Origin of the sequence: Actinomyces sp. 594, assembly GCF_019325145.1 — a bacterium.
GTDB lineage: Bacteria > Actinomycetota > Actinomycetes > Actinomycetales > Actinomycetaceae > Actinomyces.
The window spans coordinates 1-14,908 of the sequence record NZ_PIZC01000009.1 but is presented as its reverse complement, the minus strand read 5'-3'; the positions used below and the strand labels follow the sequence as shown (position 1 = coordinate 14,908).

The window sequence follows — 14,908 nt, the reverse complement described above, 5'->3', positions numbered from 1 at the left end:
ATACTGTGGGCTGATTGCCGAGGAGGATGTACACCCTATTGTGGGTCGTGTGACGGAGGTCGAGGAGGGTAGTGACGGAGTGTTCTATTGTAGCATTGAGGGTGAGCGTGCCGTATTGGCCGCGCACGGTACGGCGGATTCATGGGTGGCGTTCGGGCGTGGTGGTAATAATGCGTTTACCACGTTGGAGGCGATTGCTGGGGGTGAGGGGCGTGAGGTCCCGGGTGCGGATGCGCGTGTATTCTCCTATCTTGGGCGGTACCCAAAGCACCCGAATGCTTATGCTTATTGGTTGGAAGGTCGTGCCGGGTTTGCCATGTACACGGTAGTTGCGGAGGATGCTGATGAGTCGACGGTTGCGGCGTTGGAGGAGTTGGTGATCAAGTACGCGCCACAGGTGCTGGATGGGGTGGCATCGCGTACAGCGGACCCCGGTCGCAACCGGGACGATCCTGCCACCGGCACTCCCAGTCCCGAGCCGTCTGCCTCTGCCACCGCCGCGACGACTGCCTCTGTCACGGCAGGGACGGAGGGATCGGACCGGGCTCGAAGCGATGCGGAGAAGGCGAAGAACGCCAAGCCCGATGAGCTGCTGGAACTGATTAACGGATTGTTGGCCGACCACAAGGACGATGGGGTCTATGCCGCGGCCTTTGCCGACGCCATGGGCCCAGAGGGGATGATGGAACTGGCCTACACGATCAACCAGCAGAGGCAGCAGCAGACCGAAAACCTGCCCGCTTACGATCCGAATGACCCCGACGCCGAATACGTGACCCGTTGGCAGCAGACCGAAGACGCGTGGCTGTCGGCCCAGGCGACGCTATCGATCTGCCTCGGCACTGCGACGAACTCCTCGGCCTGGACTCCCCAGCACCGCACGGACTACGCGAAGATACTCAGTGAGCTGCTCGCGGACGAGAGCCAGTCCTACTACATGCCGCTCGGCTTCAACCTGCTGCTTGCGGGAGCCGACCGTTCGGTCATGAACCTGGTCGAGGTTGACGGCGGGGTGGTGCAGGCCGGCGGGGAGTTCGACAAGTATTTCCTGCTGGACCTGGGGCATGCCTTGCAGGCGTATGAGCAGACCGATAGCGATCTGCCAGTGTGGCAGTTGCAGCGGATGAAGACGTCGTCTCCGGAAGGCGGCGTGGGTGATTGGGATCCCATGGCCGGGATTCTGACTGCGATGGGGCGGCAGCCCGATGCGGCTTTGGACCTCCTGGCGCCGCCGGTTGATGACCGTGCCATCGAGCAGACCGTGGAGGTTGATGGCACGACCTGGGAGTGGTTGCGGGGACGTGACTGGGACTCGACCAGTTTCGAAGCGCTCACGGCGGCCGTTGCCGGCGCTTCGGAGCACCGGCAACTGACCACGGGGACCAAGGATGAGCGTGCCGCGTGGATCACGGAGCACGCAGTGGTTGACATGGCCGGGCGTAAGGGCAGCCTGTGGACTGATACTTCGCGGCAGAACGCGGCCGTGGTGCTGGCAAACTCCATGGAGGAGATTGACGAGACCGCCACCGATAGCGATAATTCGGTAAAGTTTTCGCGGTTTGAGGCAGGTTTGCCGGCCGGTTGGCGAGGATATCGCGACGATGAGATCACCGTACTGCTGCGGGAGATACTCAAAGACGACATCGCCCTGCAGGCCGTGTCTGAGGCCGCGGGCCGATACACCTCACTGCGCCTCGACGATGCGCTGGATACGCTGCCTGCAGACTCTGATGACTCGGAGGACTCGGGATATTCGAGTCTGAAGGCTGCGAGTGCCCTGATTGTTCAGAAACTTGAGCCCGATGGCCGTCTACTCGGTTACATTCAGGGAGCTGCGGAGAAGGGGCGCGACGATGATGGCGAGCAGTTGGATGCGACGAACCAGATGCTCCTCGATGCTTTCGACGACGGGGTGTACTCCACCGCCGCTACCGTTGCCGGCGCCGCCGGGCCCGCCTGGGGCGGTACGGCGCGAAACATTGCGCAGTCCTATCTGGTGGCTGCGCTGCAGAAACCCGTTGCCGGCGCGTCCGGCTGGAGTGACGTTCAGGACTACGGCATGTCGGAGGCGGTGAGGCGGCATTTCCTGGTGGAGGCATATGTCAAGCTCGATGAGCGCGGACTTCTGCCGGCCGGCGTCTATGAGGGCGTTGAGGACAAGGCCTACACCGGCTTCGATGCGTGGATGAAACGGGATGCCGCCGGAAACTCCTACCTCGACGCCGCGGCGCTGCTGTCCGACCCGGACCATATGGGACAGTTCGTCGGTTGGCTTACAGATGACCCTGATCTTGCCGGGGTTAACCTCCGCGACGGTGTGCCGGCAGTAAAGGCGTTTGAAGCGGGCCACGATGCGGGCGGAGCATGAATACCGCGCTGCACGGCTACGGCACGGCACGGCCGGCTCCTGACCGGGCTATGCGCGCCCCGTACGCGCTGCCAGGTACCGCCATCCCCTGTCAACGGCTGATGGGCTCTGCCAGAATCGACGCATGACCAGCGCTGATAGCCGCGGCGCCGCCGACGCGCACGCACCGATGGCCCCCGCCGCCCTGCGCGAACTCGCCGGCGCACTGCGGGAGCGGATGCAGCGCGTCGTCGTCGGCAAGACCGAGGCGATCGACACCCTCCTGGCCACTTTCCTGGCCGGCGGCCACCTCTTGATCGAGGACGTGCCCGGCGTCGCCAAGACCACCCTGGCCCTGGCACTCGCGCGCTGCCTGGACCTGAGCTCGGCCCGCATCCAGTTCACCGCCGACCTCCTGCCCGCAGACGTCACCGGGGTCAGTGTCTACGACCAGTCCACCCGCGAGTTCCGCTTTCACCCCGGCCCGGTGTTCGCCGGCGTCGTCGTCGCCGACGAGATCAACCGGGCCACCCCGCGCACCCAGTCCGCCCTGCTGGAGGCCATGGGGGAGGGGCAGGTCAGCGTCGAGGGGCGGACCCTGCCCCTGCCCGACCCGTTCATCGTCGTCGCCACCCAGAACCCCCTGGAGATGGAGGGCACCTTCGCCCTGCCGGAGGCCCAGCGCGACCGCTTCATGACCCGCCTGACCATGGGCTACCCCGACGCCGGCGCCGAGGCCGCCATGCTGCTCGCCCGCGGCGGCGCCGACCCGCTCGCCGACCTCGCCCCCATCGCCTCCGAGCACGACGCCCGCGCGGCGCGCACCACCGTCGCCTCCCTGCACCTGGCCCCCGCCGTCGCCCGCTACATCGTCGCCCTGGTATCCGCCACCCGCAGCGACGAGGCCATCGCCCTGGGCGCGAGCCCCCGCGCCGGCCTGCACCTGGCCGCCGTCGCCCGCGCCCGCGCCGCCATGGCCGGACGCAACTTCGTCTCGCCCGACGACGTCGCCCGCACCGCCGTCCACGTGCTCGCCCACCGGCTCATCCCGGCCGGAAGCCCCGCCTCGGCTGCCGACGCGCTCGCCGCCTCCACCCAAGCCCTGTGGCGCATCCTCGCGAGCACGCCCGTACCGGCGGGTGACTGAGCCGATGCCACTAGACGCGGGCGGCGCCACACCGCAACCCTCCGGGCGCCACCGCCCCAGTGGGCGCCTGCGCGTGACCCGAGCCGCAGCCGCCGACGGACAGCCCACGCGCCGGCTCGTCCCCTGGGCGGCTCCGTCAACGACCGGCTGGCAGGTACTCGTGCTCGGGGCGGCCCTGGTACTCGGTGGCTGCCTCACCGGCCTGGGCCTGATGCGCGACCTGGGCCTCCTTCTCACGGCAACGGCCGGAGCCGCCCTTGTGGCAGGCTGGCTGATGGCTCTCGCCGCAAGGCCGCGAGCGCGGCTGAGCGGACCCGGTGAGGTAGGTGAGGTCCACGTCGGCCAGGATGCGGTCTGGCAGCTGGCCGTCGCCACCCGGCTGCCCCGGTGGGTACCCCTGTGGGTGACCTGGCACGTCGCCGGTGCTCGGCTCACGGTCCCGGTGGCGCAGGGTGGCTGCGCGATCTCCTACCGTCCGCACCGGCGCGGACCGCTCACCGTAAGCGCGCCCGCGCTCACCTGCTACGACCCACTCGGGCTCGCACGCGCCCGCATTCCCATGCGCCTGGACGGCAGCGTGCTGGTCCTGCCCCGACCACTGCCGCCACCGGCTGAGGCCGCCGCCACCGGCACAGCTGACACGGCAGGCGGCGTGGACGCGGCTGCCCCGTCCCGTTCGCACCCCGGTACCTCCGGCCGGCAACTCGGCAACCTGCGCGAATACCGGCCCGGCGACTGGCTCGGATCCGTCCACTGGCGCCAGTCCGCGCGCACCGGACGGCTCATCGTCATTGACCGCGAGCACGAGGGCCGAGGCCTGCGCCGCCTGCGGCTAGACCTGCGCGCCTGCGCCTACACGGCGCATGCTGAGGCACCGGGTGGCGCCGCAGCCGCCTTCGAGGGCGCCGTCAGCACGGCCACCGGGCTGATCGAGGCGTGGGCGCGCGCCGGGCACGAAGTCGAGCTGCACCTGGGCACCGAGCGCCACCGCGCCACCGCGGCGCACTCCACCGCCCTGCTGCGACGCCTCGCCACGGTTGAGATGAGCAGCCTGCCGGAGGACGACGCCGCCGACCTCCCTCCCGGCGGCCCACGCCCCGGCACCCGTGCGGCCGACGCCGGGCCCGGTGCCGAGGCAGATGTCTTCATCACTGGTGCCCCGGCCGAGCCGCAGCCCCCGCCCGGGACCCTGGTGCTGGTGGCGGACGCGCAGGCCGGCGCCAGTGCGGCCACGGATGCGGCGGCCGCCTCGCCCCCTGCACGCGCCGGCCTGAGGGCGCCGCAGGACGCGCCCACTAGTCGGCCGCGCCTGCGCGCCGCCCGCTGGCAGCCGCTGGCAGCCGGGCTCATCACCGTCGGCTTGTGGCACCTGGCCGCCACTGTGCTGGCACCGCTACTGACCCCGGCGCCCTGGGCCGGCCGCGGCCTGGCCGTTGCCGCCGTCGCCCTGCTGCTCCCCGCCCTGGTGCGCACAGCCCGGCCCCAGCGGGCGGGACTCGCCTGCGCCCTGGGCCTGCTCGCCGGATCCGGGGTGCTGTGGTGGGGCTGGCGCGGCACCGGCCAGGTGGAGTCCTGGCTCACCTCCCCCTCGACCCAGCTGCGCGAGGTCAGCAGCATGCTGCGCGACGGCATCGCCCCGTTGGACACCGGCGGCGCGCTCGGCTTCGCCCTGTGCCTGTTCACTTGGCTGCTGGCCTGGGTGGGCGCGCTTTCGAGCGCGGGCGGCGGCGATGGCTGCGGCGCCACCGGGCTGATCCCGGCCGCCGCGCTGCTGGCCCCCGGCATCGTCCTGGGGCAGCGGCCCGCCGACAACGTCGTACTGGCTGCCGGGGCGGGCGTGCTCGCGCTCATCCTCACGGCTGTGCCCGTGCCCGCCGCGGGCACGCGCAACCAGCACGGTTGGGAGGCGAAGCCGCCCCACGCAGCAGGACGCGCCGCGCCGCTGGTCGCATACGGCGCCGCGAGGCGCGCGCTCGGGAAACTGGCCGGCGTGGCGGTCGTGACCGCCCTGGCGGTCGGCACGGCCGGCGTCGCGGTGTCCCTCGCTCCGGCCGTGCCGGTGCGTGCATGGAGCTGGAACGTGAGCGGCGCGGGCGTGGCCGGCCTCTCCGTTCCGGATACCACGCTCACCCTGGACCAGGACCTGGTGCGCGGCTCTACCGCAACCGTATTCGAGTACACCTCCGACGTGCCGACCGGCACCTCCCTGCGCTTCCCCCTCGCCGTCATCCGAGACCTCGACGGCGATGCCTGGGAGCCCCTGGAAGATCCGGGACCCGCGAGCGCAGGCAGCCTGGTAGCGCCCGTCGGCGGCGGTGCGCTCACGGCCGGAGGGGCGCTCGTGGCCGCCGGAGTCAGCGCCGCCGAGGTGCGCTCCGGCGGCGCCGACCTGCCGGAGACTCACATAGGCATCCAGAACCTAGCCTCCGCACGCCTGCCGCTGGCCCAGTCGACCGCCCTGATAACGACGGATGCGAACGATGACGCGCTCGCGGTCTCGAACTGGGCGTGGGTGCCCGGCACCTCCACCGTCGTCGCCCGGGGCGCCGGTGCCACCAGGGGGAACCGTTACACGGTACGGGGGTGGAACGCCGTCGCCGGCCCGGACGGCACCCCGCAGGTCCTCCCGCCCTACGAGGCCGCCGCCGCGGATCCCCAGGAACTGGCCGCCTACACGGTCACGCCTCGCGGCTCGGCGGGCATCGCCCTGACTGCCCGGGAAGTGGTAGGGGCCGTGGGGCTCGACGGCACCGACGCGCCCCCGACCGCCCAGGCCGCCGCGCTGGCGGCCTGGTTCCACGGCGGTGACTTCGTGTACGACGAGTCCGCTCCCGGTGGCTTCTCCGGGAGCGGCGGGACCATGCCCGTGGACACCGTCGATGACTTCCTCACCGACCGCCACGGCTACTGCGTCCACTACGCCGCCGCCTTCACGCTCATGGCCCGCAGCCTGGGCCTGCCCACCCGCATCGCCATCGGCTACGCCTCCCGCGCCGACGGGGCGGCGACCCCCGTGTCCGGTCAGGAACTGCATGCCTGGCCCGAGGTGTGGTTCGACGACGTCGGCTGGGTGGCCTTCGAGCCCACGCCGGGCGGGGCCGGGCGGCGGGCCGACACCGGGGCGGACCCGCAGCCCTCACCCACCGCGGCGGGGACCGAGACACCGACCGCGTCGGCGTCGGCCGCGCCCGCGCCCACGGTGGTCGCGACCAGCAATGCGCCCGACCCCAGTGGTTCCAGTGGTGCAGCCGGCGCGGGGGACGCCACCCGGCCGGGAGTCTGCGCGCTGCAGCTGGCTGCGGCCGTGCTCGTAGCGCTGCTGCTCGCCGGTCCGGCGCTGGTGCGCTCCGGGCGGCGTCGACGCCGACTGGGCCGCATCCGGAACGGATCCAGACCCGCCGCCGCAGCTTGGCAGGAGCTGCGCGACACCGCCACCGATCTGGGGCTGTGGACGCCACCGGGACGCGTTGGCGCGGCCGGGGGAGTCGGGCGGCGGCCCGGTGGTGCGGGCCGGGGGCCGCGGGCGCGCACGCACGAGGCGCTGGCCGAGTATCTGGCCGCCCTACCCGGTCTGGAGGCCGCCGGGCGAGACCTGGAGGAGTTGGCGGGAGCCGCCGTCGCCGAGGCCTTCGGGGAGGGGGCGCTGGCACCCGCTCCGGGGGGCCGGGCCGACGGTACGGTCGGCGACCGGGAGCGCTTGGCCAGTGGACTGCGCACCGTGACGGCGAGCCTGGCCCGCGCCACGTCCCTGCCCCGACGCCTGCGCGCCCGACTGCTGCCCGCGAGCCTGTGGCGGCGACGCTGACCGGGCCGTCATCCGCGCCCAGCAGGCAGGGGACTCGCAGGTCGTCCCACGCCACGCCGCCCTGCTACGAGCCTTTGCCGCTTGGTTCGAGCTTTTGCGCCCTGGTGTACGGCGAATACCCGCACACCAGGGTGCAAAGCGTCGCAGCAGAACTCCCCGGGCGCCTTTAGATGTGTTGCCGGCGGACGGGATGTGCAGGAGCCCACACCGGTGCGATGTGCCGCGCTACGCATGAGAGGATGACCTAGCACAGCGCGCACCGTTGGGGCGGTGAGCGCCGGACAGGAAGGCACACCACGATGGCGCTCTTTGACCTTACGGACAAACGGCTTCAGCCCGCGGTTTTGGGGCGTCCCGCCACCGACGCCGACCGCAGCGCCGCCCTGGCTGCGGTACGGCGGCAGATCACCGAGGTGCTGCGCCGCCCGCTGCTGGCGATCGGCTGGGATCAGGTCGTCGGTGGGGATGCCCTGACCGCGCTCGACGCCGCCGGCCAGGTCGTCACTGTCGAAGTCATTGAGGTGCTCGACTCCACCGCCCTGCTGCTGGCCATGGCGCGCGCCACCAATACCGCGCTCACCGGCCGCGATCAGCTCGCCTCCCGCTACCCGGGCGCCCAGACAGCCTTCGAGCAGGACTGGGCCGATTTCCGCGGCAGCATGCCCGTGGGCAGTGAGCCCGGGCCCCGGCTGACCCTGATCGCCACCGAGATCGCCGACGACGTGCGCACCTGCCTCGGCATGGTCGCCGATTCCGGCGTGGAGCTGCACGAGCTGGGGGTCCGGTCCACCGAGGACGGCCGTGTCCTGGTGTCCGTTGAGCGGCTGCGCACCGATGTGACCGGGCAGGCGCTGGACCTGAACGGGCAGACCGCCGCAGCCGCAGAGGGCTCCGATGACCCATTGCCCGACGACGCCACCGTGCCCACACCGGTAGTGGCGCAGTCGCCCGCCCCTCAAGACGGCCCGCAGGACGACGCCCCGGTGGCCGCGTCCCCCGCCGGCGCCAACAGTGGACACCGCCTGGACGCGGCGGTACTGGGTGCCGAACCCACTGTCCCCTCCGGAGAGGCTTCGGAACGGGCTCTGGCGGACATCGCCCAGACGCTCGAGACGCCCGCGACCCTGGTGTGGCTGCGCCGGCGTCGCGGCATTGACCACCGGGCAACCCTGGCGGCCGACGGCACCATCACCCTCGCCGACGGCACCTCCTACCGTGACCCGTCCACAGCGGCCAATGCTGCCCAGAACACGCAGGATATCGACGGTTGGCGGGTATGGCGCGTCGGCGTCGGCGGCCCGAGCCTGCGCGAGCTACTGGCCTGAGGCCGCACCGGGGCAGCAGGCGGCAGCGGCAGCGGCCGTACCGGTCGTCTACTGCGAGCCTTTGCACCCTGGTGTGCGGCTATTTGCCATACACCAGGGTGCAAAAGCTCGCACCAGAGGGGGAAGGCCTGGCCCACGCGCATGCCCACGCCCATGCCCGCATCCGCGACCGTGGGGGCCGTGGGGACGGGGCGCGCTGCAATGCTGGGAAACGACGGTGAGACGGCTGTGGCTGACAGGCCTCTATAGTGTGTGAGTGGTGATCCAGGTCGCCTCCGTTCGTCGGATGAGTGGCCCCTGAACGAATGTCGACCGCAAGTCGGGGACATCCCCTGCTTTTACTTTCGACTGGGGAGTGCGGACGCCGGCCTACCCCCCACCGGTCACGGAGTAGGCGTGGAACGCGCCCGGCTCCGGTGCCTCAGGTGAGCACGTAACCGCGCAGCCAGCGGCGCAGCGCGGAGTAGACCTGCTCACGCACCGGCGGGGCCGACAGCACCAGGTCGTGGACGCCGCCGTCGAAGCGGGCCACCGTCACCAGCTTGCCCAGGCCGATTGCGCGGTGGGCGGTGGCGTCCGCGTCCACCACCGTGTCGGTCTGGCGCGAGTCCGGAGTCCAGGTCACGCTCAAGTGGCTGCGGGCGGATCCCATGGACAGGACCGGGCAGCGCACGTCCAGGCCCTCAGAAACCCGGCGCTGACCGGCCAGGATCGCCAGCAGCCAGCCGGGGCGGATGGGGGCGGCCGGGACCATCTTCCAGCGCCTGTCGACGCTCCAGCCCGTGATGTAGGGGTCATCCGCCCAGGCGGGATCGGGCAGGGGGCCGTCTCGTTCGGGACTCCAGCCGTCAACGAGCGAGTAGAGCGCCTTGGGCGGATAAGAGCGGGTGGGTATCACCATGCGCGGGTCGCGACGGGCGAGCGTGCGCAGCATCGGTTCGCCCACGAGCCGCACCGGCTCGGAACCCTGAATCTCCAACCAGGCCGAGTTCAGCACCAGGGCGGAAATCGCCCCCGGGTGGCGGTCCGCCCACAGGGAGGAGACCAGCCCGCCGGTGGAGTGACCGTACAGGACGGTGGGCATGTCCCAGCCCTCGGCGGCGTGGACGGCGGCCAGGGCCAGTCCGATCTCCTCGTCGTAGTCGGTCAAGGAGGTGACCCATCCAAGCATCTGCCCCGCGCGCAGGGAGCGCCCGTAGCGACGCAGGTCCAGGGCGTAGAAGGCGCCGCCCATGCGCGATACCTCGCGGGCGAAGTGCGCCTGAAAGAAGTAGTCGTTCCAACCGTGCAGGTACAGGAGGATGAAGCGCGGCGCCGTGGGCGTGCCGGGCAGGGCAGCCGGGTCCAGTGCGGGCACGTGGTGCACCAGGGTGGCGACGGCGTCGTCGTCCTCCGCGTCCGGCAGCAGCTGCAGCGTGCGGGCGCGGAATCCCGGCCCGAGTACGTCGAGACCCCAGGCGTCGACGGGGGCCGGCTGTGGGGGCGGCGTCGGCTCCGTGGGAGCAGTGTGCTCGGGGCCTGCGGGGGCTGCGGGAGTGCTCACCGGGGCGTTTCGTCCTCGGTCAGGAAGCCTCGCAGGGCGGTGTCCATCTGCTCGGCCTCGATTAGGAAGCCGTCGTGCCCGTGTAGGGAGTGGATGGTGGTGCGGCGCGCGTCCGGGATGCCGGCGGCCAGCTCCTCGGCCTGCGCGGGCAGGAAGAGCCGGTCGGAGTCGACGTCGACCACCAGCGTGCGGGCGGTAACCGTGCTCAGGGCTGCCTGGATACCGCCGCGCCCGGCACCGACGTCGTGCACCATCATGGAGTGGTTGACGATCAGGTAAGTGTTGGCGTCGAAGCGTGCCAGCAACTTGCGGGAGTGGTGGTCCAGGTAGGACTCGATCTGGTAGCGGCCGCCGACGGCGGGATCCTCCTGGCCCTGGTGGGCGCGGCCGAAGCGCGTGTCCAGCTCGCCGGCGGAGCGGTAGGTGGTGTGCGCTATGGCGCGGGCCAGGCCGAGGCCGCGGACGGGGCCGACGCGGTGGTTGTAGTAGTCGCCGTCGAAGAAGTAGGGGTCGCCGACGATGGCCAGCTCCTGCAGGTGGCACCAGGCGAGCTGGTCGGCGGTGGTGGAGGCGCCGGTGGCTACCAGGGCCAGGTTGCGTACGCGCTCGGGGTGGGTGACGCCCCACTCCAGGGCGCGGTGGCCACCGAGTGAGGCGCCGATGACCAGGTGGAAGGCGTCGATGCCGAGGGTGTCCGCCAGGCGCGACTCCGCCCGCACGGCGTCGCGAGTGGTCAGCCAGGGGAAGCGCGAGCCCCAGGGGCGCCCGTCCGGCGCGGTGGAGGAGGGGCCGGTGGAGCCCTGGCAGCCGCCCAGAATGTTCGCGGCCACCACGTAGTAGCGGTCGGTGTCGATGGCGCGGCCTGGGCCTACCAGCGTGTCCCACCAGCCGGCGGTGGGGTGCCCGGGGCCGGCCGCGCCGGTGACGTGGGAGTCGCCGGTCAGGGCGTGCAGCACCAGGACGGCATTGTCACGGGCGGGTGTGAGCTCTCCCCAGGTCTCGAATGCGAGGTGCGTTTCCGGCAGGATCTCGCCGGAGTCCAGCGGGAGGTCTCCGATCTCCAGGAAATGGCGCTGGCCGGGGTCGTCGCCTGGCCGCCAGGCGCCCGTCGGAGAGCCCGCCGAGCGGTCGACGAGCTTGAGGGTCGCCGTGCCGACCCCGGGCACCTGCGAAATGGGTGCGGTCATGGCCGTCATGGTAGCCGGGGAGGCTGTCTGCGGGCGAGGCCCGAGTGCGGGCGGCATGAGTGTGCGGCCGTGGAGCGTCGGCCCGGTGCCGCTGCCGTGCGGCCGCTCCACGTGCGGTGCCGCCGGTCTCGGTGCGTAACATCTACCGGTCTCGGTGCGTAACGTCTACCGGTCTCGGTGCGTAACGTCTACCGGTCTCGGTGTGGGGGCGGGGCGTGACGCTAGAGCGCGGCGACGGCGGCCAGGCCCCGCTCCAGGTCGGCGATGATGTCATCCACGTGCTCAATGCCGATGCTCAGGCGGACGGTGCCGGCACTGATGCCGGCGCGGGCGAGCTCGGCGTCGGACAGCTGGGAGTGTGTGGTGGTGGCCGGGTGGACGCACAGGGAACGGACGTCGCCGATGTTGGCCAGGTTGGAGAACAGGGACAGGGCGTCGATGAAGGCGGCCCCGGCCTCGCGTCCGCCCGCCAGGTCGAAGGCGAAGACGCTGCCCGCACCGCGCGGGCAGTACTTGCGGTGCAGCGCGTAGTAGGGGCTGGACTTCAGGCCCGAGTAGCGCACCTCAGCCACCTCGGGCCGGCCCTCCAACCACTTGGCGACGGCGAGTGCGTTGTCCACGTGCCGCTCCATGCGCAGGGATAGGGTCTCCACGCCCTGCGCAATGAGGAAGGAGTCGGTGGGGCTCGCGGCGAAGCCGAGGTCGCGCTGGCCGGCGGTGTGAGCCCGCAGGATGAAGGCCATATTGCCCAGGGGGCTGCCCACGCCCAGGTCGCGGGCGTAGACGAGGCCGTTGTAAGAGGGGTCGGGGGTGTTGAACTCGGGGAAGCGCTCGGGCTGCGAGGCGAAGTCGAAGTTGCCGGAGTCGACGATCACTCCCATCACGGTGGAGCCGTGGCCGCCGAGGAACTTCGTGGCCGCGTGGACCACGATGTCGGCCCCCCACTCGAAGGGGCGGATCAGGTAGGGGGAGGCGACGGTGTTGTCCACCACCAGTGGGATGCCCAGCGCGTGCGCGGCCTGCGCGATCGCCTCGATGTCGAGGATGTCGCCCTTGGGGTTGGGGATGGACTCGCCGAAGAAGCAGATGGTGCGCTCGTCCGCGAGCGCGGCCCAGGCTGCCGGGTCACTGGGGTCGGAGACGAAGCGGGTCTCGATGCCCAGCTTGGGCAGGGTGTGGCTCAGCTGGTTGACGGTGCCGCCGTACAGGGAGGGCGAGGCGACGATGTTGCTCCCCTGCCCGCCCAGGGTGATGAAGGTCAGGGCCTGGGCGGCCATGCCCGAGGCCACCAGGTGGGCGCCGATGCCGCCCTCCAGGGCGGCGATGCGGCGGGCGACGATCTGGTTGGTGGGGTTGTCGAGGCGGGTGTAGATGGGGCCCAGGGACTTCAGCTCGAAGCGGTTGGCGGCCTCCTGGGCGTCGGGGAAGACGAAGGAGGTCGACTGGTAGATCGGGATGGCCCTGGCGCCGGTGTCGGAGTCGGGTGTGTGGCCGGCCTGGACCTGCATGGTTTCGAAGCGCCAGCCGGTCGGGTCTGCGGGGGAGGGGACGTGTCCCGGGGTGCTGGACGGGGCCTCTGCCATGAGAACTCCTTGATCAATGGCGGAATCGAGGGCGGTACCGACGGGGCCCGCAGCGACGGCATCGCCGGCGGACGTGTCAGCAGGCGGAACCACCGGCGCCGTGGGCGGGCCGGAGGTGGCCGGACCTGTGGGAGAAACGCTACCTCAGAGTTGGGTGTGACGAATGCCACGCAATTGCGGTGCGTGTCGCGGATCCGCTGTATTCCGGGGCTGGTGGTACGTGTGAGGGCCTCTGTGACGGTTGTGAAATATGATGTTCTTGTTTCTCTTGCGGGCGTTGATGGGTACGGTATGCGAGGACACCCGGTCTGCGTCGGTCAAGGAGGCGCGCCGGAATACGTACGGAGATCTTGTGAGCACGACCCATCGCCCGCGCCGCCCCAGCGCACCCCTGCGCGCGAGCCTCACCGCCGCGGCCCTCGCACTCGCCGTCACGTTCACCCCGGCTGTTGCTGATGAAGTGACCCAGGATGACATCGACCGCGCCAAGTCCGCGGAGCAGGCAACCGCCGCCTCCATCGCCTCGCTGGAGGCGTCCTTGGCGCAGCTGAGTGTCAAGACCGCCGCCGCCGAGGTCGAGGCCGCTGCGGCCAACGAGGACTACCTCACCGCGCTTGACGAGCTGGATGCGGCCACCACCGACGCCGAGAACGCGCAGTCCCGGGCGGATGACGCCGCTGCGGAGACGGCGGAGGCCCGCACGGACCTGGGCGCCGTCGTCGCCGAGACCTACGAGCAGGGCAGCGCAGGCACCCTGGACGCCCTGGCCCCCTACCTGTCCAGTCAGACCCTCGGCGACGTCACCGACGTCAGTGTCGCGCTCGAACGCGCCGGGGAGGACACGGACTCCCAGCTGCAGAGCGTGGAGGCGCTGCAGGCGGTCGCGGACACGATGCAGTCCATCGCCGACTCCAAGGTCGAGGCGAAGCAGGCCGCCGCGGATACCGCCGCCACCGCCAAGGCCGATGCCGACGCCGCCGCCACCGCGGCGCAGGCGGCCCAGGCCTCCGCCGAGACCGAACGCGCCGGCCTCATCGCCCAGCTCGCCGAGCAGCGCAACACGACGGTTGAGCTGGAGACCGCCTACCAGGAGCAGCTGGAGTCGGAGCGCAAGGCGCGGGAGGAGGCCGCCGCCAAGGAGGCGGCCGAGCAGGCGGCTCGCGAGCAGGCAGCTCAGGCCGAGGCGGCCCGCAGCGCCGAGCAGAGCACGCCGGCTCCTTCCGGCTCCTCCGAGGGCTCCGCGAACTCGGGTTCGGGCGAGCAGTCCTCCGGCTCCTCCGGGGCGTCGTCGTCCCAGGGCCAGCAGTCGCAGTCCTCATCCGGCGGGGGGACTTCATCGGGATCCTCCTCGTCAGGATCCTCCTCTTCCGGGGGCTCCTCCGGTAGCTCCTCATCCGGCTCCTCCTCTTCCGGGGGCTCCTCCGGGGCGAGCTCCTCCGGGGGCGCCTCCCAGAGCACGCGGCAGACCGCGACGGCCTCCAACGCATCGGCGTCGGGCGGTGCCGCTGCCAGCACGGCCATCGCCGCCGCCTATACCTACATCGGGGTGCCCTATGTCTGGGCGGGCGAGTCCTATGGCGGCGTGGACTGCTCGGGCCTGACGATGCTGTCCTACCGTGCGGCGGGCGTCTACCTGACCCATTCCTCCAGGGCCCAGTACGGGCAGGGCACACTGATCCCGCTGGGCAGCGCGCAACCCGGCGACCTGGTCTTCTGGTCCTCCAACGGCACCCAGTCCGGCATCTACCACGTGGCCATGTACCTGGGCAACGGGCAGATGATCGAGGCGCCTACCTTCGGCTACACCGTGCGCGTGACCTCTATGCGCTACTCCGGCGCCATGCCCTACGCCGTGCGCCCCTGAGGCCGACGACGACGCCGCGCGCGAGCTGCCGCGGGCCGTGCGGCGGCGCAGCTGAGCGCCGACCCGGCTGGGCAGGCCGAGCGGGCGCGGCCCCGGTGCCGCGCCCG

8 protein-coding genes are annotated in these 14,908 nt (G+C 71.4%); 5 read left to right on the top strand and 3 right to left on the bottom strand.

Features of this window, described 5'->3' with window-relative positions:
* Positions 1-49 precede the first annotated feature (49 nt).
* The 4 genes from GZ998_RS00655 to GZ998_RS00640 all read left to right on the top strand — a co-directional run bounded on the left by GZ998_RS00655 (position 50) and on the right by GZ998_RS00640 (position 8,624).
* The gene (locus tag GZ998_RS00655; RefSeq protein WP_162678955.1) at positions 50-2,368 is read left to right on the top strand and encodes a DUF6571 family protein; all 2,319 of its coding nucleotides are present in this window, start codon (positions 50-52) and stop codon (positions 2,366-2,368) included.
* A gap of 124 nt (positions 2,369-2,492) precedes the next feature.
* Positions 2,493-3,494, top strand: a complete 1,002-nt coding sequence (locus tag GZ998_RS13285; RefSeq protein ID WP_306823022.1) for a MoxR family ATPase — start codon at positions 2,493-2,495, stop codon at positions 3,492-3,494.
* Between the two features lie 73 nt (positions 3,495-3,567).
* Entirely contained in the window at positions 3,568-7,299 is a 3,732-nt protein-coding gene (locus GZ998_RS00645) for a transglutaminaseTgpA domain-containing protein (RefSeq protein ID WP_219108333.1), read from the top strand.
* Positions 7,300-7,598: 299 nt separating this feature from the next.
* Positions 7,599-8,624: a hypothetical protein gene (locus tag GZ998_RS00640; protein ID WP_219108330.1), complete on the top strand. Its 1,026-nt coding sequence runs from the start codon at positions 7,599-7,601 to the stop codon at positions 8,622-8,624.
* A gap of 421 nt (positions 8,625-9,045) precedes the next feature.
* Here GZ998_RS00640 and GZ998_RS00635 read toward each other — a convergent pair whose 3' ends face one another.
* The 3 genes from GZ998_RS00635 to GZ998_RS00625 form a co-directional block, all read right to left on the bottom strand.
* A complete protein-coding gene (locus GZ998_RS00635; RefSeq protein ID WP_219108328.1) occupies positions 9,046-10,167 on the bottom strand; it encodes an alpha/beta hydrolase in 1,122 nt (373 codons plus the stop codon).
* Positions 10,164-11,363 (bottom strand): homoserine O-acetyltransferase, encoded by a 1,200-nt coding sequence (locus GZ998_RS00630; RefSeq protein WP_219108327.1) that lies wholly within the window; start codon positions 11,361-11,363, stop codon positions 10,164-10,166. The genes GZ998_RS00635 and GZ998_RS00630 overlap by 4 nt, the downstream gene beginning before the upstream one ends.
* A gap of 212 nt (positions 11,364-11,575) precedes the next feature.
* Positions 11,576-12,937, bottom strand: a complete 1,362-nt coding sequence (locus tag GZ998_RS00625) for an O-acetylhomoserine aminocarboxypropyltransferase/cysteine synthase family protein (protein WP_162678952.1) — start codon at positions 12,935-12,937, stop codon at positions 11,576-11,578.
* 352 nt (positions 12,938-13,289) lie between these two features.
* Here GZ998_RS00625 and GZ998_RS00620 point away from each other — a divergent pair, with 352 nt between their 5' ends.
* Positions 13,290-14,801 carry a C40 family peptidase gene (locus GZ998_RS00620; protein ID WP_308807126.1) on the top strand — a complete coding sequence of 504 codons (1,512 nt, stop codon included), beginning with the start codon at positions 13,290-13,292 and terminating at the stop codon, positions 14,799-14,801.
* Positions 14,802-14,908: the final 107 nt, after the last annotated feature.

Coding starts and splice junctions, on each gene's coding strand:
- GZ998_RS13285 (WP_306823022.1), top strand. CDS start 2,493: ATGACCAGCGCTGATAGCCGCGGCGCCGCCGACGCGCACGCACCGATG.
- GZ998_RS00640 (WP_219108330.1), top strand. CDS start 7,599: ATGGCGCTCTTTGACCTTACGGACAAACGGCTTCAGCCCGCGGTTTTG.
- GZ998_RS00630 (WP_219108327.1), bottom strand. CDS start 11,363: ATGACGGCCATGACCGCACCCATTTCGCAGGTGCCCGGGGTCGGCACG.
- GZ998_RS00625 (WP_162678952.1), bottom strand. CDS start 12,937: ATGGCAGAGGCCCCGTCCAGCACCCCGGGACACGTCCCCTCCCCCGCA.